A 22,358-nucleotide genomic window follows, 5' to 3' on the forward strand; every position below is an offset into this window, starting at 1 on the left:
AAATTGTGTCAAAAAACAAGGAAAATTTATCTGCCTAATAGCCTTTTGGATAATGCATCTACCTCAAACTTTATTTTTTCTTCGTCTATGTGTGTAAATTCACGATTCTTCATCAGAATATTTCCGTCTACCATAACAGTATCCACATCAGAAGCCTGTGCAGAATATACCATCATTGCCATTGGGTCATTTTTAGGATAGAAGTGAGGTTTGTCAGTGTCAACCAGAATTATATCTGCTTTCATCCCTTCTGATAATATACCAGTGTCGTCAAAGCCTATAGCTCTTGCACCATTTACAGTCCCCATTCTAAGAACATCTTGAGCCTTCATTAGCTGTGGATTCATAGCAACCCCTTTATGCAGTATTGCCGCAAGATTCATTTCCTCAAACATATTAAGGTTATTATTGCTGGCAGCACCATCTGTACCAAGACATACATTAATTCCCATATCCATCATTTCAGGAACCCTTGCAATGCCGCTTCCCAGCTTTAGATTACTGGTTGGATTATGAACAACACTTGCCTTCTTTTCCTTCATAATTCTAAGATCACTGTCACTGAGATGAACACAGTGTGCCGCCATAACAGGAACGTCAAGTACACCTGTTTCACTGCATATCTCAATAGAAGTCATACCATAGTCTTTTTTACTGGATTCAACCTCAGATACAGTTTCAAGTAAATGTATATGAATACCGGTATTCAACTGTTTAGCCAGCCTAGCTGCATTTCTCAGGGTATTTTCATTAAACATGTAAACAGAATGTATTTCAACAAAAACCTTTATTCTTCCCTCTGCTGAATTATGATAGCTATTGTAATAATCAATAGTTCCCTGACTTTTATCGAGTCTTTTCAGCTGTCCGTCTTCGAAAAACTGTATTGGGCTTTTGCAGAGATTTGCTTTTATGCCTGTTTCAGTTACAGCCCGTGCAACCTCATCCATAAACATATACATATCTGCAAAAGCAGTAATTCCTGATTTAATCATTTCAGATATACCAAGCATAGTACCCCAATATACGCCTTTGTCAGTAAGTTTTGCTTCAACAGGGAAAATATTATCAAAAAGCCATTTTTCAAGTGCTATATCATCTGCATAATTTCTCATTAACGTCATGGCACTGTGACTATGAGCATTTACCAAACCGGGCATGGCAATCTTACTTCTCCCGTCAATTACTTCCTTTGCTTCAGCATTTTCAGGGAGACTGTCGGAAATAAAAGCAATACGCCCGTTCTTAATTCCTATGTGCCCGTTAGTAATCAATGGCTTACTTTCATCAATAGTTATTAATTCAGCATTTTTTATAAGTATGTCAAACATAATATTCATCCTTTCGCATTATCAACCAATTAAAACAAACAAATGAAAAATTAAGCATATTACCGATATCTTATGTAAACGTCGGTTAATATGCTTAATATAAATTTTCATAATGCAATTTTGATATTTTTACTCAGCCCAACTGTTAAGATAATCCTTTTGCTCTTTAGAAAGCTTATCTATTTTTACTCCCCATGATTTTAGCTTCATGGTTGCAACCTTTTTATCAAGATCAGCAGGAACATCAATTACCTTGTTTCCTAGCTTATTGTAATTTCTTAGCATATATTCTGCTGAAAGGGCCTGTAAAGCGAAACTCATATCCATAATCTCAGCAGGATGTCCATCACCTGCAGCAAGATTTACTAGTCTGCCTTCTGCCAGAAGATTTATCCATCTTCCGTTCTCCATCTTATATCCAGTAATGTTATTTCTCTGAATCTGTTTCTCAACAGCGATTTTTTCCAATTCTTCAACGGAAACTTCAACATCAAAATGTCCTGCATTACAGAGAATAGCCCCATCTTTCATTACTTTGAAATGTTCCGCTGTAATAACATCACGGCAACCCGTTACAGTAATAAAGAAATCACCGACTTTTGCAGCATCGGACATTTTCATTACCTTGAATCCGTCCATTACTGCCTCTGCAGCCTTAATAGGATCAACTTCCGTAACGATAACACTTGCACCGAAGCCTTTCGCTCTCATTGCAATACCCTTACCGCACCATCCGTATCCTGCAACAACTACATTTTTTCCAGCTACAATAAGGTTGGTTGTTCTGTTGATACCATCCCAAACCGATTGTCCTGTACCATATCTGTTGTCAAATAAGTACTTACAGTTGGCATTATTTACCGCAATCATTGGAAATCTCAGTACACCTTCTTTTTCCATAGCCTTTAAGCGAAGTACCCCGGTAGTTGTTTCTTCACAGCCACCCATAATATGAGGAAGAAGCTCTTTTCTCTTGGTATGCAACAGGTTAACCAAGTCGCCTCCATCATCGATGATAATATTCGGCTTGTATCCTAAAGCAAGATTTAAATGCTCCTCATATTCTTCCTTAGTTGAATTGTACCATGCATATACATCAAGGCCATCTGCTACAAGACCGGCTGCTACATCATCCTGAGTGGATAACGGATTACTTCCTGTAACAGAAACCTCTCCTCCTCCGATTGCAAACAACTTTGCAAGATAAGCTGTTTTAGCCTCCAGATGAACTGAAACTACAACTCTTACTCCGCTAAACGGCTTTGTCTCCCTAAACTCATCCTCAAGACTTCTTAAAAGAGGCATGTTTTTTCTTACCCATTCAATTTTCTGTTTTCCTTTATCTGCTAAAGAAATATCTCGGATAACACTTTTCATAAACCTAACCCCCATCTTTTTATTACCTGCAGTATGTAACTATACAGACAAACTACCGTACAATCAGCATAATCTCATATAAAATATTTTTTCAACACCGGATAATATTATACTTAATTATAAGAATTTTATAAAAATAAATACATCCGATTTATCCTATTCTATATATTTGCAAAATATCCTGCAAAAATAATCAAAATATGATAAATCATTTAATCTTTATGCTTTATTTTTGCTGTATCGCTTTTTTTCGTTAATTTTTTCTTTCTCACAATTTTCTTAGATATTGTAAAAACATAATTCTCTCCGGAATTATTATCCCAATTATCCGCTGAATCTTTAAAACAAATACCACAGGTTTTACCGTCTTTTATATCAATTTCAGCAATAAATTCACCGTTTTCTTTTGCCATTGTGACAAAATATTTATTTTCCCAGTTTTCTCCGAAACCAACATGAGCATATATATTCTCTGCTCCATCTTGGCAGAGTAACCCGTTATATTTCAGAATTATTTTATCTCCGCTGTACAAAGTTTTTTTTGATAAAAAAACTCCATTCTTCTCATAATTTTTCTGTGCCATGTAGTCCCCCCCTTGATGAATCTTCAATAAATATCACAGCTAATACTTACCAAACATTATACTATATGGGAATTATATCTGTCAAAAATTGCCACTTTCAATTAAAAATATGGCTCTATGAGTTTTTCAATAGTAGGATGTATCCCCAGTACCTCCTTAAGCTTCTTGTACTCATCTAGAAGGCTGTAGTTTATGCCTCCTGCTTTTTCAGCTCTTATCATAAGATTTTTCGGGGTTTCCAGAGGTGAAACATATTCTACAATTGAAACCTTATAGCCAAGTGCTTCAAGAATCAGTAAACGTATCCCATCCGTAAGTACATCTGCTAAACGTGCCTTCAGAACTCCATGCTTTGTAATGCTGTGAAGTATGTCAAAAGAATACTGGCTCAATATTTCCTTTTGGCAGCAAGGCACCATAACCATTGCCTTTGCATTGTTCCTTACAGCCAAACTTATTGCTTCATCCGTAGCCGTATCACAGGCATGAAGACTTATTACAAGATGAATGTCCTTATCAGCAGTATAATCTCTTATGTCTGTTATTTTGAAATCCATATTCTTGTAGTCAAGGCTTTCTGCAATTTTATGTGATGCATCGATTACAGTTTTAGAAATATCCAGACCGGTAAAATAGCAGTTCTTTTTCAGAACGTCCTTTATATAATAGTTCAGAACAAAAGAAAGATATGACTTACCGCACCCACAATCAATTACGTTTAAGCTTCCGTATTTTGAGCATAAAGTTTTAAGCATACCGTCAACTAATTCGATATAGTGGTCAATCTGGTTATACTTTCTTATCATATCATTTCTTATTTTGCCGTTATCCCCAAGAATACCAATAGCCTTTAATACATCATCCGCAGGTCCCACTTTAATAAAGTAATCCCTGTTTGCTATCTGTGCGGTTTCATTATGGCCTTTTGAGGACTCTAAAGTTTCAGTATCTTTTGTCCTCATTTTAACATTTTTGTCATCTGCTTCAATTAATATAGAAGTCCCTCTTTCTTCATAAATAAGGGTTAATGCTTCGTAGCTTTCGGCAATCTTTGAGACTCTAGCACTAAGCCAGGAAATTTCCAGTTTGTCAGTCCTGCCATTGTAATTTAAGAACAGCTTATTATCCTTTAGAATTATATTGGCTTCATACTGCTTTGTACCTGATTTAAGTTTTATAACTATACCCTTAAAAAAGCTTGAATTGTCTACAATTCTCTGCTCCAGTCCTGTCAGAAAGAGCACCAGTTTTTGTATACTTTTTTTATTCATATCTCTAACCTCAACTATTTTTTATTATCAATAATTACTGCCTGCTTCAGCAGTTCAATGTCACTTTCCCCAAGTTCTTTACATTCTCCAAGTTTCAAATTCTCATCCAATTTAAGATTTCCCATACTTAGTCGCTTTAAATAAATTACTTTTTTGCCTACAGCCTCAAACATTCTCTTTACCTGATGAAATTTTCCCTCTACAATTGTGAGTTTTATTTCTGATACATCATTGGATTTTAATATTTCCAATGTCGCGGGAAGTGTCTTATACCCATCATCAAGTGTTACTCCTCGACTGAAAGCCTCTGCATCATTCTGATTAACCCTTCCAAGGACTTTTGCATAATACTGTTTTGGAACATGCTTTTTAGGTGAAAGTATTTCATGGGAAAGCTGACCGTCATTTGTCATAAGTACAAGGCCTTCCGTATCTATATCCAGCCTTCCTGCTGGAAAAAGGTCAAAACACTTGTATTCTTCTGGAAGAATATCAAAAACAGTTCTTTGTTTTCTGTCGCTTGTAGCCGAAATAACCCCCTGGGGCTTGTTCATCATAATGTATATAAACTTGCGGTAATTCAGTCTTTGTCCATTCATTTCAATAATATTTGATTCAGGGTCAACGTGAATTCCGCTGTCTTTTACAATTTGCCCGTCAACTGTAACCAGACCTTTTCTGACCGCACTCTTAATGTCATTTCTTGAACCGAAACCAAAATTTGAAAGAACCTTATCCAATCGTTGTTTCAATATATACTCTCCTTCTTTATGGGAATTTAGTATCTTAGGACATTTTTCTCCACCCTTTGGGATATAGATTTTTAAGCATATCTCCGGTTTGCTTTGCCCATCCAAGTGGAAAATCATCCACACAAACGCCAGTATAACCTTTTTCACTTGAAACAATCAGTGTTTCGCCCTTCAAATAACTGTTAACTTCACGTGAATCCGACTTGAAGCTTATAGTATTCTTTAGTTCCCTTATATTCATTGATACTGCCAAGGAATGGGAAGGTATAAAGCCTTTGTTGCCAATTTCTCCAAGATACCAGCCGAATTTTGCAACCTTTAGACCCGATAAATCAGGACATTCAACGGGTAAATGATAAAGATTGGCTCCCTTTTGAAATAAATATCCGTCTAGATTCAGGTTGGTGTTACTTTCAACAAATTCACCCAACTGAGAGTTAAATTGATTTACATCCTTGATATCCTTTATCCTCATGGCTTGGGATTTATAATCCGATTTGAATACTTCATTTTCATAGGAGTTTTCTGGGGAATCTTTTTTTCTCAGCAATGCTGCAAAATGTCCTTCACCATTAAGTTTATGGGGCCATAGACGAGCAGCTTTTTCAAAGTCATATCCTCCTTTTGACCACTCTATACGGCCTCCCTCAATACCACCGACTTTAGGTATTTCCAGCAACTCGTAACTACCTTTGTGTTCATCCATGAACCTTTCAATCATTAACTCATCCTCTTCAGGTGAAAAGGTACAGGTCGAATATAAAATAATGCCTCCGGGCTTTAACATAGTATCAACCTTTTGAAGAATATCCCACTGCATTGTGCAGCACTTTTCACATTTAAATTTTTCCCAGCTTTTTACAGCATCTTCATCCTTACGAAACATTCCTTCACCTGAACAAGGTGCATCAACCATTATTTTGTCAAAGTAATTCTCAAAGTTTACAGCCAGTTTATCGGGAGATTCATTCAAAACAATAGCATTTCTTACCCCTGCAAGCTCAATATTCTTAACCAGCGCCTTAACTCTCTCTGAGTTAATGTCGTTAGCCACAAGCAAACCCTGTCCCTTCATCTGGGCAGCCATTTGGACAGTTTTGCCTCCCGGTGCAGCACAAAGGTCTAAAACCCTTTCCCCCGGCTTTACTCCTATAACAGCACCTGGAAGCATGGCACTGGGTTCCTGAATATAGTATAAGCCCGCATAATAATACGGATGTCTCCCGGGATTATCTCCCTCTTGATAATAAAAACCATCCTTGGTCCATGGTACTGGTTCAAGATGAAAGGGTGCTATTTTTAAGAATTCATCTACTGAAATTTTTAAAGTATTTACTCTAAGGCCATAAAATCTTGGTTTTTTATATGATTCAAGGTAGCTGTCGAATTCTTCGCCCATCAGACCCTGCATTTTCTCAACAAATTCAATTGGTAGTTTCATATTGCAAATATAACTCCTATGTTTAAATTTTTACAGGTGTTATTATAACACATACTTATAAAAGAATTTATTAAATTTTGTAAGCCGTACTTGAAAAATAGGTATCACCATGCTATAATAGCTTTTGTCATTAAAAAATGGCCCATTGGTCAAGTGGCCTAAGACACCGCCCTCTCACGGCGGTAACAGGGGTTCGAATCCCCTATGGGTCACCAAAAAGAAACTTTGCATAATTTGCAAAGTTTCTTTTTATATGCTCAAGTAAATAGTCTGTCATTTTCCCTGAAATATGCTTTGAACGTAAAAATATATAGAATAATAAATATTTTTACATATGAAAACCAAAAGCGGTTCTTAGCCGTCTAATAGCTGACCGGTCAAAATAAAAAGAATAAACAAGGGGGGGATAAAAGAGTGACAAGTGACGAATTTTCAACGCGGATTGTGGCAATGATGCAAACTCTGTATCGCATAAGTTATGCACAGCTTCCACAAAGCTGTGACCGAGACGAGGCAGTTCAGGAATGTTTATACAAGGCGTGGAAAAAGCGCCATCAACTTAAAGATGAGCGCTTTATGCAGACTTGGGTAGTTCGTATTCTTATCAACGAATGCCATAATATTCAGAGAAAAAAAGGCCGTGAATTACCGTTGAATGAATTACCTGAACGAGTCGCGCCTAAGGATGCCAATTTAGAGCTGCATGATGCGCTGTTCAGTATAGATGAAACGCTCCGTATACCCATTATTCTTCACTATATTGAAGGATTTTCAATAGGTGAGATTTCACAAATTTTACGATGTCCACAAGGCACTGTTAAATCACGTATGCTACGGGGACGACAAGAACTGAAAATAATTTTATCCGAGGAGGTCCAATTGCCATGCGAGACATGAATGAATTGAAGAATGCTTTCGGTCAGGCTGATGAAGACTTTGTCAATAATGTATATCAAACTTTGACCAGTATCCAATCAAAAAAAGACGCAAAACCTTTGAAAAAAATATATTTTAGACTGGTAGCTGTTATTACTATTGTCTGCATACTGTCTGCCGGAACTATTTTAGCTTTTACTAATACCTGGGGAATACTTGATTTCCTTAGTGGAAGAAAAAATAATATAAAGGTTTTACCAGAAGCTTCCTCAATTGTACAAAAGTTCCCCCCTCAAAAAGGTAACAATACCAATATTGCAACTTTTACGGCACGAGAGGCTGTATATGACGGGCAAAGTGTTTATATCGTTCTGGATGTCAAGCCATCTTCGCCCGATTTCCTTCTGTTGGGTCCAGATGCCTATCCGTTGGACGAAATCAAAAATATGGGACCGATATTCAGTAATCAAACCGGTACTATTGCCGATTACGCCCGTAAAAACAATAAAGTTATGTTTCAAACATCCGTAGTTATCAGTAAAGCTAACTGTTCTATCTCTTATCTGCTTAAAGAAGACGGTACCCTTGTATATATGCTTGATGGACCTTATGAAGGTGATTCAATTTCGTCGGATGTGGAATTTAAATGTGTTGCTATTCCTTTTGTCACAGAAAACGGCAAGTATACACTAGATATGGACAGCAGAAAAGATACGACTCTCTCCGTCACACTCAAAAATACCGGAACAAAAAAAATTATAACCAGCAAAGAACCCGCCATCTACGAGAAATGTGGCATACGAGTAGACAAAATTACTCTAAAGAGCTCTGCTGTATCTACCTACGCGGAAGTAGAGTTCACTGTTCTTGACAAAGAAAAATATGCTCAAAACGACGGTATATTATTTGAATTTCTTGACAGATATGGGGAGGTTATTCCAAACGGAGCGGCTTCAGGCGGAGGCATAGAGACAATCGATGACACACACTATATTGAAAAGATTTCACTGCAGGCATTTGATAAACTTCCAAGAGAAGTCATCCTTCGAGGACATAGCTTTTTTGACAGGAATCAGTACGATACGCATACGTTTGAAATGAAATAAAGATGTATAACCAAATATAAAGCAACAGTTTAACTAAAAAATCAGACATCTAGCCCTTTAATGGTTTTGATGTCTGATTTTTGTACGTTTTCTTATTTTTGATGCTTTTCATTGAAAATCCTGCTGGCATTTCTAATATGCTCAATTGTCAATTTCTCAGCAGTATCTCCGTCTTTCCTGACTATTGCCTCGAATATTGCACGATGCTCATCAAGGGCTTTCGCAGGTCTTCCCGGTGTTTCAAATGAATTGTTTCTGGCATTTTGTATATAGTGATGAAAAGTACTCAGCATATGCATCAATGGTCTGCTTTTGCATGCTCTGAAAATAATATCATGAAACTTGGAATCGTATTTCATCAGGTGCTCTGCATCGTTCTTCATAGTATAGAACTCCTCAAATTCAAGAGCTTCTTTCAGTTCACCAATCTCTTCCTCAGTAATCTTTTCTGCAGCCCATCTGGCAGCAAGGCCTTCAATCATTGTTCTAATAGTAAATATGTCTTCAACATCCTGATCAGTAACACCCTTTACTACTGCACCTTTATTTGGTATCGATACAACAAGGCCTTCAAGTTCAAGCTGCCTGATAGCTTCGCGTATAGGTGTCCTGCTGACTCCAAGCTCCTCTGAGAGACGCAGCTCTATCAAACTGTCTCCGGGTTTGTAAACTCCTGTCAGAATCTGCTTGCGAATTTGATTGAAAACCCTTCCCCTTAATGAATTTACTAAGTTATCACTTTCATCGTAGTCCAGCTTAGCCATTTTAACTACTCCCCTTAGGGCATATTTTTTTAACCATTGTTTACTTTAGTATAGTTAAGCAATCCTCCTGCAAGAATCATCTGCACCTGTCTGTCTGACAAAGTAACCTTTACATTAAACTGTGTATTCTTTGTAAGATTCTTAACAACTATAGTATCGGCATTTTTAACCTGTTCTATAGCATTATCTATTGCAAGTTCATCATTCATATCTATTTTATCGTAATCTGCTTCATTTTCAAAAGTCATTGGTATAATTCCTGAGTTTATAAGGTTAGCCATATGAATTCTAGCGAAGGATTTCGCAATAACACCCTTTATTCCCAGCTGTAATGGTGCAAGAGCAGCATGTTCTCTACTTGAACCCTGTCCGTAGTTTGAGCCTCCGATTATAAATCCGCCGCCGTTTTCCTTTGCTCTTGCAGGGAATTCAGGATCACAAGGAGTTAAACAGAATTCAGCAAGATAAGGAACATTTGACCTGAAAGGTAACAGTTTTGCATTTGAAGGCATTATATGGTCAGTTGTTATATTGTCTCCAACCTTTATAAGAGCTTTACCCGTAACTTTATCTTCGAGTGCTTTATTTATTGGGAAAGGTTTGATATTCGGTCCTCTAACAACCTCTACATTGCTTCCCTCCGGAGCTGGTTCTATAACCAAATTATCATTTATAACAAACTCTTTAGGCATTTCTATCTTGGGAGCTTCTCCTAGTTCTCTAGGGTCAGTCAATACACCAGTAAGTGCGCTTGCTGCAGCAACCTCAGGACTTACCAGATATACTTTTGCAGAAGTAGTTCCGCTTCTTCCTTCAAAGTTTCTGTTAAAGGTTCTCAGTGAAACTGCATCAGAGCATGGTGCCTGTCCCATACCTATACATGGACCACATGCAGACTCAAGAATTCTTGCTCCTGCTGCAACCATATCCGCTAAAGCTCCGTTTTGAGCAAGCATAGTTAATACCTGTTTTGAACCAGGTGCAATTACCAGACTGACATTTGGATTTATAGTCTTACCCTTTAGTATTGCAGCAACCTTCATCATATCCATATATGATGAATTAGTACAGCTTCCTATTGCTACCTGATCAACTTTTATTTTTCCAATAGTTGATATCTTTTCAACATTGTCAGGGCTATGCGGTTTAGCTGCCATTGGCTCAATAGATGACAAATCGATAACAATATGTTCTTCATATACCGCATCAGCATCCGGCAATAGCTCAACCCAATCCTGCTCTCTTCCCTGAGCCTTGAGAAATTCCAATGTTACATCATCACTTGGGAAAATTGAAGTTGTTGCACCAATCTCGGCACCCATATTTGTAATAGTTGCTCTTTCAGGAACAGTAAGAGTTTTTATACCCTCTCCTGCATATTCAATAATCTTTCCTACTCCGCCCTTAACAGACATTACCCTTAAAACTTCTAATATAATATCTTTTGCTGTAGACCATGGATTAAGTTTTCCTTTTAGCTCAACCTTACAAACCTTAGGCATAGTAAGATAGTAAGGTCCTCCGCCCATTGCAACAGCAACGTCAAGACCGCCGGCTCCAATTGCAAGCATTCCAATTCCGCCTCCAGTTGGCGTATGGCTGTCAGAACCCAACAGTGTCATTCCAGGTACGCCGAAACGCTCAAGCTGCACCTGATGGCAAATGCCATTTCCTGGCTTTGAAAAGTATATACCGTGCTTTGAAGTAACTGTCTGTATATACTTGTGGTCATCGGCATTTTCAAAACCTGCTTGTAAAGTGTTGTGGTCAATATATGCTACTGATTTTTTAGTCTTAACCCTTGGAATTCCAATAGCCTCAAACTGTAAATAAGCCATTGTTCCTGTAGAATCCTGTGTTAGAGTCTGGTCAATTTTAATGGAAATTTCACTTCCTGCAACCATATCTCCACTAACAAGATGGTTCTTTATAATTTTTTGTGCCAAGTTCAAACCCATTATAAAAAATACCCCCTAATTCAATGTTAATCAATACGTTTTTCAAATAATTGCATCCGTTTAATATAATATCATTTTTACGTAAAAAAGCATATGTTATATATCATATTTTCAAGAAGGAATAATATCAGGTGCAATTTCCTTAATGCCATTAAGCATTTCCTTATCGCTTATAGAGGTAATTCTGCCCGCTTTGTACTGAGCATCTACCCATTCTTTTATTTTTCCAACTCGTTCATCTTTTTTGTCAATTAAATCGTTTCCTCTGAATCTGAAATAATTATTAATCCATAATGCAATACCTGCAAGACCAGATGTTTGATTTATTGCAACCCCTATTGGCCTGTTAAGCAGCTTGTCGGTATTGAAAATATTGTATATCTCCTCATCCTTCAAAAGTCCGTCTGCATGAATACCTGCCTGTGTAACGTTGAAGTGTCTTCCTACGAAAGGTGTTCTAGGCGGAATTTCATAATCAAGTTCTTTTTCATAGTATTCTGCAATCTCAGTAATAATTCTTGTATCCATACCATCAGTTGTTCCCCTGAGAGATGCATATTCAAATACCATTGCTTCAAGAGGAGTATTACCTGTCCTCTCCCCAATACCTAAAAGAGAACAGTTAACTGATGAGCAGCCATATAACCAAGCTGTTGAAGAATTGCTTACTGCTTTATAAAAATCATTATGACCATGCCATTCAAGCAATTCACTTGGGAAACCGGCATGATGTCTTAAACCATAAATTATTCCTGGAACACTCCTTGGCAGTGCAGTACCAGGGTATGAAACACCATATCCCATTGTATCGCAAGCCCTAATCTTTATAGGAACTCCACTTTCATCCATTAATTTTCTAAGTTCTAATGCAAAAGGAATAACAAATCCATAGAAATCAGCTCTTGTTATATCTTCAAGATGGCATCTTGGTTTAATGCCAACGCTTATAGCTTCCTTTATAACACTCAGATAACTCTCCATAGCTTGTTTTCTGGTCATTTTAAGTTTTCTGAAAATATGATAATCAGAACAGCTTACCAAGAAGCCGGTCTCTTTCATTCCCATCTCTTTAGCAAGTTTGAAATCATTTTTTGAAGCCCTTATCCAACTGGTTATTTCCGGGAAATCATAACCTAATTCCATACATTTGTATACAGCTTCCTTATCCTTGTCGCTGTAAAGAAAAAACTCAGTCTGACGGATTAAGCCCTTTGGTCCTCCCAACTGATGAAGATATTGGTAAAGCTTAACAATCTGTTCTACAGTATAAGGGGCACGCGACTGCTGTCCATCTCTGAAAGTAGTATCTGTTATCCAAATCTCATCGGCAGGGTACATAGGTACTTTTCTGTGATTAAAAGCACACTTTGGAACATCATCATAGTTATATATCTCTCTATATAAATTGGGCTCTGAAACGTCCTGAAGTGAATACTTATACTGAGTTTGTTCCAATGTATTGGATTTTTTGTTGAACTCTATCATTTATCAAACCTCCTGCAAAAAAATATAAAATCAACGATATTGCTTTTATGTATTAATGAATATTTGTATATGTGTATAATTGTATACAATAATACATCGCATGTCAAGTTGGTTAATTTTGTTTATTTGTGAAGTATTTTGTATATAGGTAGGAATTTAATTTTCAATTCATAATTATTGTTGTATAATAAAATATATACTTAAAATTTAATACATTTACCTAAATCGGGGGGATTCATGTTATGAAAAAAACTGAGGAAAGAAATAGCTCCACCAATTTATATGGTATCGGTGCTATAATTAGTATTGTTTTGTGCATTATTGGCGGTATTATCAGTGGCAAACCGGCATTTGCTGTATATACCTTCTTTGCATGTCTTGTATCTTGTATAACTTTTATAGTTCTGTCAGGATTACAATACAAAAAAACTATAAAAAGATTTTCTAAAGATATTGATGGCTTCAAGTCAGGAGATTTTTCACGAATGATTGAGCCTAAACAATATGGTATTTTAGGATTTGTAGCGTCTGTAGTAAATATTGTAATCAGTGATATACGTTCATTGATAGAAAGTTTTTTTAATCTCTCCTTATCTATAACTCAGGCGTCTAGAAAAGTAACTTCTACTGCCGAAAATGCATCAAACGCTATTGAAGAAATATCAAAGACTATTGATGAAATAGCAAAAGGCGCTTCAGCACAAGCTGCAGAAGCTCAAATGGGTGTTCAGGTTGTTGATAAGCTTTCTGACCAGATTAATTTCGTATATGAAAGCTACAGCGGAATCACAAACGAAACCAACAAAATCATTGATTTGAATACCGTTGGTCTCAAAGCAGTTACTACATTGAGAGATAAGTCAAAAGAAACATATGAGACTTCTGAAAAAATATTTGCTGTTGTTGAAAAGCTTACAAATACAACAAAAGATATCGGCCTATTTGTTGAATCAATTGAAAACATAGCTGAGCAAACCAACCTCCTTGCTCTAAACGCTGCAATTGAGGCTGCAAGAGCTGGTGAAGCTGGAAAAGGTTTTGCCGTAGTTGCCGATGAAGTACGTAAGCTTGCTGACCAGAGCAGAAAGTCTACAGAAGAGATAAACAACATGATGGAAAGTATTCAGGAAGAATCTGCTTTGGCTATATCTTCAATGGAAATAATGAAAAAAGTATCACAGGAGCAAAATATTGCCGTTGATAAGACAAACAGCTCTTTCAGCGATATTGCAAATGCTATTGATTTTATAGTTTCTAAAATAAATGATGTAAACGAAGCAGTTATTAAAATGCAAACAGATAAGAGCGAAGTTATCAGTGCAATAGAAAATATATCATCTGTGTCTCAGCAAACAGCAGCGTCAAGCGAGGAAGTTGCTGCTACTACCGAAAATCAGCTTAAAATTATTGATGATATGAAGGTTGCATCAGAAAGCTTAAATCAGTTGGTTAAGCAGTTGGATAACAAGCTAAAGAAATATAAATTGAGATAATTTTAAAAATCAATATAAAAATGGAGATTAAAAAGATGATACTTTTTAATCTCCATTTTTTATATATAAAGTTGTATCTCTAAGACTACTTTCTTCCAATATCTTTTCTGTAGTGCATACCCTCAAACTGTATTTTTGCAATTCCTGCATATGCCTTTTCAATTGCCTTATCCATTGTTGATTCTACCGCCGTAACGCCCAGTACACGCCCGCCGGCAGTATAGTACTTACCATCTTTGAAGGTTGTACCAGCGTGAAACACTATGGTCTCACCATTTGCTTCAGCTTCGCTAATGCCTTTTATTTCTATTCCTGTAGCATACTTGCCAGGATAACCTCCGGAAGCAGCTATTACGCATACAGCTGAATTGTCATCCCATTCAATTTTTACATCATTTAGTCTTTCGTCAATGATTGCTTCAAAAATATCTAAAAGGTCAGTTTTTAATCTAGGTAGAACAACCTGTGTTTCAGGATCACCAAAACGGGCATTATATTCCAAAACCTTAGGACCATCTTTAGTTATCATTAAACCAAAATATAGAACTCCTTTGAATTTACGTCCTTCTTTTTTCATAGCCTCTACCGTAGGTATGAATATTTCATTCATGCAGTATTCAGCCAACTTTTTATCATATAGAGGGCTTGGAGAAAAAGTACCCATTCCCCCTGTATTCGGTCCCTGGTCCTTGTCAAAAACTCGCTTGTGGTCCTGAGAAGAAACCATAGGGACAATTGTATTCCCGTCTGTAAATGCTAATATAGAAACTTCAGGTCCCTGAATAAATTCTTCTATTACCACCCTGTTTCCGGCATCGCCGAAAATCTTATCATTCATCATACCATTTACGGCATCCTTAGCTTCCTGTATGGTCTGAGCAATTATAACGCCCTTACCTAAAGCAAGTCCATCAGCCTTTACTACAATAGGAGCCGAACAGGTATCCAGATATTGCAATGCATCTGAGCAGTTGTCAAATACCATATAGCCGGCTGTAGGTATGTTGTATTTTTTCATTAAATCCTTTGAAAATGCCTTGCTTCCTTCGATTATAGCTGCTGCCTTAACAGGCCCGAAAGCCCTTATTCCTGCTTCTGTCAGCTTGTCAACCAAGCCTGCTGCAAGTGGGTCATCGGGTGCTACTACTACCATATCTATATTATTTTCTTTAGAGAACGTTACTATTCCGTCTAAATCCATTGCTTTTATGGGAACACACTCTGCAATCCTGGAAATTCCACCGTTACCAGGTGCACAGTATAATTTAGTTATTCTAGGGCTTTGTGCGAGCTTCCACACAATGGTATGCTCTCTTCCTCCCCCTCCAACTACAAGAACCTTCATATATACCTCCACGTATCTTTCCTCTTGTTCTACGAGTTAATCATCCTTTGCAGCACAAGTGACAGGCTTTTTTAGTGTTTAAAGTGTCTCATTCCTGTAAACACCATTGCAATTCCGTATTTATTACATGCATCAATGGATTCCTGGTCTCTTACTGAACCACCGGGCTGTATAATAGCCTTAATACCGGCAGCCGCAGCAGCTTCAACACAATCTGAGAACGGGAAGAATGCATCTGATGCCATTACAGCTCCCTGTGACCTATCTCCCGCATATTCGATAGCTACCTTTGTAGGTACAATTCTATTTGTCTGACCAGGGCCAACGCCTATTGTCATTTTGCCCTTTGCAAGAGTTATTGCATTTGACTTAGTATGTTTTACAACCTTCATTGCAAAAATTAAGTCTTCCATCTGTTCCTTTGTAGGTTGTACATTAGTCACACATTTTAATTCATCCGGATTTAACAGCTCACTGTTATATTTTTGCACAAGTAAACCGCCCGCAACCTTTTTCATATCGTAAGAATCAGGTGATATCTTGTCAGTAATATTCTCAAGCTTCAATATTCTAATGTTTTTCTTTTGAGTAAGAATTGCCAATGCTTCATCTGTAAATGATGGTGCAACAACTATTTCTACAAATATCTTATTGATTTCTTCTGCAGTTTTCTTATCAATTTCCCTATTTGCAGCAATAATTCCTCCAAAAATAGAAACAGGGTCGGATTCATAAGCTCTCATATAAGCATCATATATATTGTCTGCACTGCCAACACCACAAGGGTTTGTGTGCTTTACTGCAACAACAGTAGGCTCGTCGAATTCCTTTACCAGTTCAATAGCTCCGTTTGTATCATTTATATTATTAAAGGATAGTTCTTTACCGTGAAGTTGTACTGCACTTGGGAGAAGTCCTTTGTTTGCTCCAACTTCTTTGTAGAATACTGCTTTTTGATGTGGATTCTCGCCGTAACGCATATCCTGAACCTTTTCATATGTAAGTGATAAAGTTTCAGGGAAATCAATATCTCCAAGAGTGTCTCTCAGATATTTTGCTATCAAAGTATCATAATGACTTGTATGTTCAAAAACCTTGTATGCCAATCTGAATTTTGTATTAACACTTACATCTCCTGATTGATTCATTTCGCTAAGTACTTTTTCATAATCAGCAGGGTCAACAATAACTGTAACATCCTGATAGTTCTTTGCAGCTGCTCTAAGCATTGTAGGCCCACCTATATCTATGTTCTCTATAGCTTCTTCCAGCTCAACATTACCTTTTAAAATTGTCTGTTTGAATGGATAAAGATTTATTATTACCATGTCAATTGTTTCAACGCCCAAATCTTTTATCTGCTTCATATGTTCTTCATTGCTTCTTATTGCAAGAAGTCCTGCGTGTACCTTTGGATGAAGAGTTTTTACTCTTCCGTCGAGACATTCAGGAAAACCTGTTATATCAGATATGTTTATAACTTTTAGCCCTGCTTCTGAAAGAGTTTTTGCAGTACCTCCAGTGGAAATTATCTCTACACCCTTTGAAGCCAAGGCAGATGCAAACTCAACAATACCTGTTTTGTCTGAAACACTTATTAATGCACGCTTAATCATTAAAAAAATCCTCCAATCCATTTATTTAAACTAAATTATCTTAACTCGTCTTCCTTCAATTACCAACCTGTTTTCCGCAAAAAGACGTATTGCTTCTGGTAATATTTCCCACTCAGCTTGTTCCATTACTCTCTTTTGCAAAATTTCAGGTGTATCATCATCTTGAACATAAACTGCTTTTTGAAGTATTATAGGGCCTGCATCAGCCTCCAGCTCAACAAAATGTACTGTGGCTCCTGTAACTTTGACACCGGACTCAATTACTTTCTGATGAGGTATGATTCCATAAAAACCTTTTCCACAAAATGAGGGAATCAAAGCCGGATGAATGTTAATTACCCTACCTTCATAAGCCTTTGTAAAGCGTTCTCCCAGTATTGAAAGAAACCCTGCCATTACAACCAAATCAACCTCATGTGCTTTAAAATGACTTATCAGTGCTTCGTCATATTCATCTATGTTGTTAAAAGTTTTTCTGGATATACATATACCTTTTATACCGTGCTTTTTAGCCCTTTCCAGAGCATATGCATCAGGCTTGCTAGAAACTACTGTAACTATACTGACATTTTTTATGTAGCCGCTTTCTATTTTGTCTATAATGGCCTGAAGGTTAGAACCTCCTCCTGATACCAGTACTCCTATATTTAACATATATCCACCCCTGCTTCGCCTTCAGTTACTGAACCGATAAGGTAAGCCTTTTCGCCTTTGGAATCAAGATAACTGATGATTTCATCCGCTTTTTGTTCATCAACAGCCAGAACCATTCCGATTCCCATATTAAAAGTGTTAAAATTATCTTTATCAGCCATATTGCCAAGGTCTCTGAGTAAATCAAATATTGGAAGCACAGGCCATGAACCTTTTTGAATTTTAACACGCAACCCTTTCGGAATCATTCTCGGAATATTCTCTATGAATCCTCCGCCTGTAATATGGGATATTCCCTTTATCTCATATTTTTCAATTAGGTCAAGAATTACTTTTACATATATTTTTGTTGGCTTTAAAAGTTCTTCGCCTAAAGTACAGCCAAGCTTTTCAACATATTCTTTAAGGTTGTTTTCAGTAGGGTTTATAAGCTTTCTTACTAAAGAATACCCATTACTGTGAATTCCTGATGACGGAAGTCCGATTAATTTATCCCCTGCTTTGATTTTTTTACCGTCTATTATTTTGTTTTTATCAACAATTCCTACTGTAAAACCTGCTAAATCATATTCATCAACAGGATAAAAACCCGGCATTTCAGCGGTTTCTCCTCCAATAAGAGAACAGCCTGACATTTCGCAGCCATCGGCTACCCCTTTTACAATTTGTGCAACCTTTTCTGGATAATTCTTGCCAACTGCAACATAATCCAGAAAAAACAGCGGCTCCGCTCCGCTACATACTACATCGTTAACACACATTGCAACACAGTCAATACCAACAGTATCATGCTTATCTGTCAAAAACGCAATTTTTAGCTTTGTTCCTACTCCATCAGTTCCTGAAACCAATACCGGCTGTTCGTACTTAGATTTATCCAAACTGAAAAGCCCTCCGAAGCCCCCCAGTTCTGTCATAACCTCAGGCCTGAATGTACGCTTTACATGATTTTTCATTAATCTTACAGCTTCATAACCTGCCTCAACATCTACACCTGCTTCTCTATAAGTGGTCATGCAATTTACCTCCAAAGAAATTTGTTAATATCTATTTAACAGCCGCAGCTGAACTTATCTCCTTCTTCTGGAACATCAATGGGATAATTTCCGTCTAGACATGCTGAACAAAAGCCTAATTTTGAACCAATAGGTGTTTTGAGAAGACCATCCAAACTCAAGTAACCCAAAGTATCGGCACATATCATTTCTCTGATTTCTTCAACTGAAAGTTTATCCGCCACAAGTTCCTTTCTGGAAGATATATCAATTCCGAAATAACATGGGAATTTAATAGGTGGTGAACTCACTCGCATGTGAACTTCCTTTGCACCAGCTTTTTTAAGAATCTGCACAATTCTTCTGGTTGTTGTTCCTCTTACAATAGAATCATCAATGATAACAACCCTTTTTCCTTCAACTGATTTTTTTATGGGATTGTGCTTTATCCTGACAGCTACTTCTCGCATACCTTGACTTGGCTGAATAAATGTTCTGCCTACGTATCTATTTTTAACAAGACCCTCTCCGTAAGGTATCCCTGTTTGGTTTGAAAAACCAATCGCTGCAGAAATACCAGAATCTGGTACCCCAATTACCACATCAGCTTCTACAGGGTGTTCAATTGCCAGTCGTTTTCCGGCTTCATACCTGGACTGCTGAACACTTGCTCCGTCTATAACACTGTCTGGTCTTGCAAAGTATACAAATTCAAATATACAAAGTTTTGTATCCTTGTTATTAAACGGTCTTACGGACCTGATTTCATTATTTTCAATTATTACTATTTCACCGGGCTCAACATCTCTTATAAATTCAGCATTTACTGCGTCCAATGCACATGATTCGGAAGCCAGTACATAGGCTGTGGGAGTTTTTCCAATACATAAAGGTCTTATTCCGTAAGGGTCCCTTACTCCTAATATTTTAGAAGCAGCCATAAGTATAAGTCCGTATGAACCCTTTACATCCATCATCATTTTTTCCACAGCTTCTTCCAATGTTTCTGATGTAATACTGTGTTTAGTTATAAGATTTATAAGTACTTCGGTATCATTGGTTGTTTGAAATATTGTACCACTATTTTCCATCTGTTCTCTGAGTATAGATGCATTTACTATATTGCCGTTGTGAGCCAGTGCCAATTGTCCGTTCCTTGATCTTACTACTATAGGCTGGGCATTTTCTCTTCTACTTGCTCCTGTAGTGGAATAACGAACATGTCCGACTGCCATGGTACCTTTCAAGTGGTTTAACATTACCTTGTCAAATATTTCGGGAACAAGTCCCATGTCTTTGTGAAAAACTATTGTCTCTCTGTCACTTACTGCTATTCCCGCACTCTCCTGACCTCTGTGCTGGAGTGAATAAAGACCGTAGTACGTTAACCCGGCCACGTCTACTTCATTGGCATCCGTTGAATATACGCCAAATACGCCACATTCTTCATGCATCTTATCTATTCTTTCATCAAAGCAGTCAGGATTACTGCATTTCAAACAATCACCAAAATTACACATGGGTAACTCCTTTTTATCCAGATATATGAGCGGCTGCCTATGACAAAACCGCTTTTCCTATTTTTATTTGGTTATAAATTTTTAGAATTATATTTCAAGAAGCTTTTTTTGAAGCTCTGCATTTTTCTTTTCTACTTTTTCTTGGAGGGATTTTTTATAATCGATCATTTTATGTCTTAATTCATGATATGCAACTGAAAGAATCTGTATTGCCAGCAATGCAGCATTTTCCGCACCATCTACCGCAACTGTTGCAACTGGAATTCCCGAAGGCATCTGAACAATGGACAGCAGTGAATCCAATCCATCTAAAGTAGAGGATTTTACCGGCACTCCAATAACCGGAAGCGGTGTGTAAGCTGCCAATACGCCCGGAAGATGTGCTGCTTTTCCTGCTGCTGCAATGATAACATCAAAACCGTTAGCCTCTGCATTTTTCGCAAACTCTGACGCTTTATCTGGTGTCCTGTGCGCGGAACAAACCATTACCTCACAGTCTATTTCAAAATCCTTTAAAATTTTAATACAGTTTTTCATAACTGAAAGGTCTGAATCACTTCCCATGATAACAGCTACCTTTGCATCTTTGGAAATACACATAACATCTGCCCCCTGCATTTTATTTATTTTTATGAACATTTTTTATATTTTTGTAAAAATAATTCGTCTTTTTATGCTTTTATATTACCAATAAAGAGACTGTATTGTCAATTAATCTAAACAAAAAAAGCGAACGTTTTTTTAACGTTCACTTTTAATATTCGGAATATCTTTTATCCAAGCAGATAAACTATTAACGGAAGTGTAAAAATTGAGAGAATAGTTGAAACAAATATTCCTTCTGTAGCTGCGTTATAATCTGAATCATATTGAAGTGCCAATGCCGAAACAATTGTTGAAGCAGGCATAGCCAGTTGCAATACAACTATCCTGACAACAAATGGATTGAAAACTCCCTTTGTAATAGCAAAAATCAGTATTGCTAAAAAAGGAATTAAAAGCAGCTTAAACAGTGATAATATAAAATATTTAAGCTTTGATACTATGTCACCCAAGCCAGTTATTCTTATGCCCGAAAGTATCAATCCGATAAATACCATGGACAGGTAAATAGTAGTGTGTCCCAGTCCATTGAAGGCCTCATAGAATACACTCCAGATTTTTTGGAATGCAAATGTTTTTTCTATTTTAAACTGGAATTTTAAAAATATCATTACTAATCCGCATAAAAAGGCAAGTGTATTGGGATTTATAAGGTGAAGGAGATTACCTCTCCAATTTCGAGTGTTATGTTTGTTAAACAGATAGATTCCCAATGTCCAAAGGATGGCATCATTAGCTATATTAAAAAATATAGCATAAACAATTCCAATATCCCCGTACATTGCTTTTAATAACGGGTATGCCATAAATATAACATTTCCGAACATTGATTGGGCAATATATATGTTTTTTGTCTTTTCCTTTATTTTCAATATTTTACATTGGCCTAAGGCAATCAATCCTGCAATAAGGATAAAAATAACACCGAAAATAAATATATATAGACCATTTGTCAGTGTTTCTCTGGTAAAAGTATAATTACCCATGGTCGTAAATATCAAAAACGGCATGGTTATTTTCAGTATCAAGGCAGATATATATTTGTGAGAATTTTCAGGCAAAAACCCGGTTTTTCCTGCTGCAAAACCTATTAATCCCAAAAGAGTCAGAATTATAATCTGGTTTGTTATTATCTGTATCTGTTCCACGGCAATGTGCCTCCAAAATTATGATATATAGGGGTGTTT

Annotated in this window: 19 protein-coding genes and 1 tRNA gene; 4 read left to right on the forward strand and 16 right to left on the reverse strand. The window is 37.0% G+C overall.

The window, feature by feature from the left end; translation table 11 throughout:
* Positions 1 to 26 precede the first annotated feature (26 nt).
* The 6 genes from K412_RS0101655 to K412_RS0101680 form a co-directional block, all read right to left on the reverse strand.
* Positions 27 to 1,331 carry an amidohydrolase gene (locus tag K412_RS0101655; RefSeq protein ID WP_024831490.1) on the reverse strand — a complete coding sequence of 435 codons (1,305 nt, stop codon included), beginning with the start codon at positions 1,329 to 1,331 and terminating at the stop codon, positions 27 to 29.
* 129 nt (positions 1,332 to 1,460) lie between these two features.
* Positions 1,461 to 2,708: an adenosylhomocysteinase gene (locus K412_RS0101660; RefSeq protein WP_024831491.1), complete on the reverse strand. Its 1,248-nt coding sequence runs from the start codon at positions 2,706 to 2,708 to the stop codon at positions 1,461 to 1,463.
* Between the two features lie 212 nt (positions 2,709 to 2,920).
* On the reverse strand, positions 2,921 to 3,292 hold the full coding sequence (locus tag K412_RS0101665; protein WP_024831492.1) for a carbohydrate-binding protein: 372 nt from the start codon (positions 3,290 to 3,292) through the stop codon (positions 2,921 to 2,923).
* 101 nt (positions 3,293 to 3,393) lie between these two features.
* Positions 3,394 to 4,563: a class I SAM-dependent methyltransferase gene (locus tag K412_RS0101670; protein WP_024831493.1), complete on the reverse strand. Its 1,170-nt coding sequence runs from the start codon at positions 4,561 to 4,563 to the stop codon at positions 3,394 to 3,396.
* Between the two features lie 14 nt (positions 4,564 to 4,577).
* Positions 4,578 to 5,318: a pseudouridine synthase gene (locus tag K412_RS0101675; protein ID WP_422784873.1), complete on the reverse strand. Its 741-nt coding sequence runs from the start codon at positions 5,316 to 5,318 to the stop codon at positions 4,578 to 4,580.
* Between the two features lie 31 nt (positions 5,319 to 5,349).
* The gene (locus K412_RS0101680; RefSeq protein ID WP_024831495.1) at positions 5,350 to 6,756 is read right to left on the reverse strand and encodes an RsmF rRNA methyltransferase first C-terminal domain-containing protein; all 1,407 of its coding nucleotides are present in this window, start codon (positions 6,754 to 6,756) and stop codon (positions 5,350 to 5,352) included.
* Positions 6,757 to 6,895: 139 nt separating this feature from the next.
* On the opposite strand from K412_RS0101680, the gene K412_RS0101685 reads away from it, so the two are divergent.
* The 3 genes from K412_RS0101685 to K412_RS0101695 all read left to right on the forward strand — a co-directional run bounded on the left by K412_RS0101685 (position 6,896) and on the right by K412_RS0101695 (position 8,738).
* Positions 6,896 to 6,971 (forward strand) — tRNA-Glu (locus K412_RS0101685).
* A 199-nt stretch (positions 6,972 to 7,170) separates the two neighbouring features.
* Positions 7,171 to 7,653 carry an RNA polymerase sigma factor gene (locus K412_RS0101690; RefSeq protein WP_024831496.1) on the forward strand — a complete coding sequence of 161 codons (483 nt, stop codon included), beginning with the start codon at positions 7,171 to 7,173 and terminating at the stop codon, positions 7,651 to 7,653.
* The gene (locus K412_RS0101695; RefSeq protein ID WP_024831497.1) at positions 7,641 to 8,738 is read left to right on the forward strand and encodes a hypothetical protein; all 1,098 of its coding nucleotides are present in this window, start codon (positions 7,641 to 7,643) and stop codon (positions 8,736 to 8,738) included. Before K412_RS0101690 ends, K412_RS0101695 begins: the two co-directional genes overlap by 13 nt.
* A gap of 92 nt (positions 8,739 to 8,830) precedes the next feature.
* Here K412_RS0101695 and K412_RS0101700 read toward each other — a convergent pair whose 3' ends face one another.
* The 3 genes from K412_RS0101700 to K412_RS0101710 all read right to left on the reverse strand — a co-directional run bounded on the left by K412_RS0101700 (position 8,831) and on the right by K412_RS0101710 (position 12,945).
* Complete coding sequence (locus K412_RS0101700) at positions 8,831 to 9,502, reverse strand: GntR family transcriptional regulator (RefSeq protein WP_024831498.1); 672 nt, start codon at positions 9,500 to 9,502, stop codon at positions 8,831 to 8,833.
* Between the two features lie 29 nt (positions 9,503 to 9,531).
* The gene (locus tag K412_RS0101705; RefSeq protein WP_024831499.1) at positions 9,532 to 11,460 is read right to left on the reverse strand and encodes an aconitate hydratase; all 1,929 of its coding nucleotides are present in this window, start codon (positions 11,458 to 11,460) and stop codon (positions 9,532 to 9,534) included.
* Positions 11,461 to 11,571: 111 nt separating this feature from the next.
* Positions 11,572 to 12,945, reverse strand: a complete 1,374-nt coding sequence (locus K412_RS0101710) for a beta/alpha barrel domain-containing protein (protein ID WP_024831500.1) — start codon at positions 12,943 to 12,945, stop codon at positions 11,572 to 11,574.
* Positions 12,946 to 13,187: 242 nt separating this feature from the next.
* On the opposite strand from K412_RS0101710, the gene K412_RS0101715 reads away from it, so the two are divergent.
* Positions 13,188 to 14,438: a methyl-accepting chemotaxis protein gene (locus K412_RS0101715; protein WP_024831501.1), complete on the forward strand. Its 1,251-nt coding sequence runs from the start codon at positions 13,188 to 13,190 to the stop codon at positions 14,436 to 14,438.
* Between the two features lie 85 nt (positions 14,439 to 14,523).
* Here K412_RS0101715 and purD read toward each other — a convergent pair whose 3' ends face one another.
* The 7 genes from purD to K412_RS0101750 all read right to left on the reverse strand — a co-directional run bounded on the left by purD (position 14,524) and on the right by K412_RS0101750 (position 22,319).
* A complete protein-coding gene (gene purD, locus K412_RS0101720) occupies positions 14,524 to 15,783 on the reverse strand; it encodes a phosphoribosylamine--glycine ligase (RefSeq protein WP_024831502.1) in 1,260 nt (419 codons plus the stop codon).
* Positions 15,784 to 15,854: 71 nt separating this feature from the next.
* Positions 15,855 to 17,399 carry a bifunctional phosphoribosylaminoimidazolecarboxamide formyltransferase/IMP cyclohydrolase gene (gene purH / locus K412_RS0101725; protein ID WP_024831503.1) on the reverse strand — a complete coding sequence of 515 codons (1,545 nt, stop codon included), beginning with the start codon at positions 17,397 to 17,399 and terminating at the stop codon, positions 15,855 to 15,857.
* 30 nt (positions 17,400 to 17,429) lie between these two features.
* Complete coding sequence (purN, locus tag K412_RS0101730; RefSeq protein WP_024831504.1) at positions 17,430 to 18,053, reverse strand: phosphoribosylglycinamide formyltransferase; 624 nt, start codon at positions 18,051 to 18,053, stop codon at positions 17,430 to 17,432.
* Positions 18,047 to 19,069: a phosphoribosylformylglycinamidine cyclo-ligase gene (gene purM, locus K412_RS0101735; RefSeq protein WP_024831505.1), complete on the reverse strand. Its 1,023-nt coding sequence runs from the start codon at positions 19,067 to 19,069 to the stop codon at positions 18,047 to 18,049. The genes purN and purM overlap by 7 nt, the downstream gene beginning before the upstream one ends.
* A 35-nt stretch (positions 19,070 to 19,104) precedes the next feature.
* Positions 19,105 to 20,568 carry an amidophosphoribosyltransferase gene (purF, locus tag K412_RS0101740; protein ID WP_024831506.1) on the reverse strand — a complete coding sequence of 488 codons (1,464 nt, stop codon included), beginning with the start codon at positions 20,566 to 20,568 and terminating at the stop codon, positions 19,105 to 19,107.
* Positions 20,569 to 20,655: 87 nt separating this feature from the next.
* Positions 20,656 to 21,168, reverse strand: coding sequence for a 5-(carboxyamino)imidazole ribonucleotide mutase (gene purE, locus K412_RS0101745; RefSeq protein ID WP_024831507.1), 513 nt, complete (start codon positions 21,166 to 21,168; stop codon positions 20,656 to 20,658).
* Between the two features lie 173 nt (positions 21,169 to 21,341).
* Positions 21,342 to 22,319: an AEC family transporter gene (locus K412_RS0101750; RefSeq protein ID WP_024831508.1), complete on the reverse strand. Its 978-nt coding sequence runs from the start codon at positions 22,317 to 22,319 to the stop codon at positions 21,342 to 21,344.
* Positions 22,320 to 22,358 lie beyond the last annotated feature (39 nt).

Origin of the sequence: Ruminiclostridium josui JCM 17888 (assembly GCF_000526495.1) — a bacterium.
In the GTDB taxonomy this organism is placed as follows: Bacteria; Bacillota; Clostridia; order Acetivibrionales; family DSM-1351; genus Ruminiclostridium; species Ruminiclostridium josui.

Coding starts and splice junctions, on each gene's coding strand:
- K412_RS0101660 (WP_024831491.1), bottom strand. CDS start 2,708: ATGAAAAGTGTTATCCGAGATATTTCTTTAGCAGATAAAGGAAAACAG.
- K412_RS0101695 (WP_024831497.1), top strand. CDS start 7,641: ATGCGAGACATGAATGAATTGAAGAATGCTTTCGGTCAGGCTGATGAA.
- K412_RS0101700 (WP_024831498.1), bottom strand. CDS start 9,502: ATGGCTAAGCTGGACTACGATGAAAGTGATAACTTAGTAAATTCATTA.
- purE (WP_024831507.1), bottom strand. CDS start 21,168: ATGTGTATTTCCAAAGATGCAAAGGTAGCTGTTATCATGGGAAGTGAT.
- K412_RS0101655 (WP_024831490.1), bottom strand. CDS start 1,331: ATGTTTGACATACTTATAAAAAATGCTGAATTAATAACTATTGATGAA.
- K412_RS0101670 (WP_024831493.1), bottom strand. CDS start 4,563: ATGAATAAAAAAAGTATACAAAAACTGGTGCTCTTTCTGACAGGACTG.
- K412_RS0101680 (WP_024831495.1), bottom strand. CDS start 6,756: ATGAAACTACCAATTGAATTTGTTGAGAAAATGCAGGGTCTGATGGGC.
- K412_RS0101705 (WP_024831499.1), bottom strand. CDS start 11,460: ATGGGTTTGAACTTGGCACAAAAAATTATAAAGAACCATCTTGTTAGT.
- K412_RS0101710 (WP_024831500.1), bottom strand. CDS start 12,945: ATGATAGAGTTCAACAAAAAATCCAATACATTGGAACAAACTCAGTAT.
- purF (WP_024831506.1), bottom strand. CDS start 20,568: ATGTGTAATTTTGGTGATTGTTTGAAATGCAGTAATCCTGACTGCTTT.
- purH (WP_024831503.1), bottom strand. CDS start 17,399: ATGATTAAGCGTGCATTAATAAGTGTTTCAGACAAAACAGGTATTGTT.
- K412_RS0101665 (WP_024831492.1), bottom strand. CDS start 3,292: ATGGCACAGAAAAATTATGAGAAGAATGGAGTTTTTTTATCAAAAAAA.
- purM (WP_024831505.1), bottom strand. CDS start 19,069: ATGACCACTTATAGAGAAGCAGGTGTAGATGTTGAGGCAGGTTATGAA.
- purD (WP_024831502.1), bottom strand. CDS start 15,783: ATGAAGGTTCTTGTAGTTGGAGGGGGAGGAAGAGAGCATACCATTGTG.
- K412_RS0101715 (WP_024831501.1), top strand. CDS start 13,188: ATGAAAAAAACTGAGGAAAGAAATAGCTCCACCAATTTATATGGTATC.
- purN (WP_024831504.1), bottom strand. CDS start 18,053: ATGTTAAATATAGGAGTACTGGTATCAGGAGGAGGTTCTAACCTTCAG.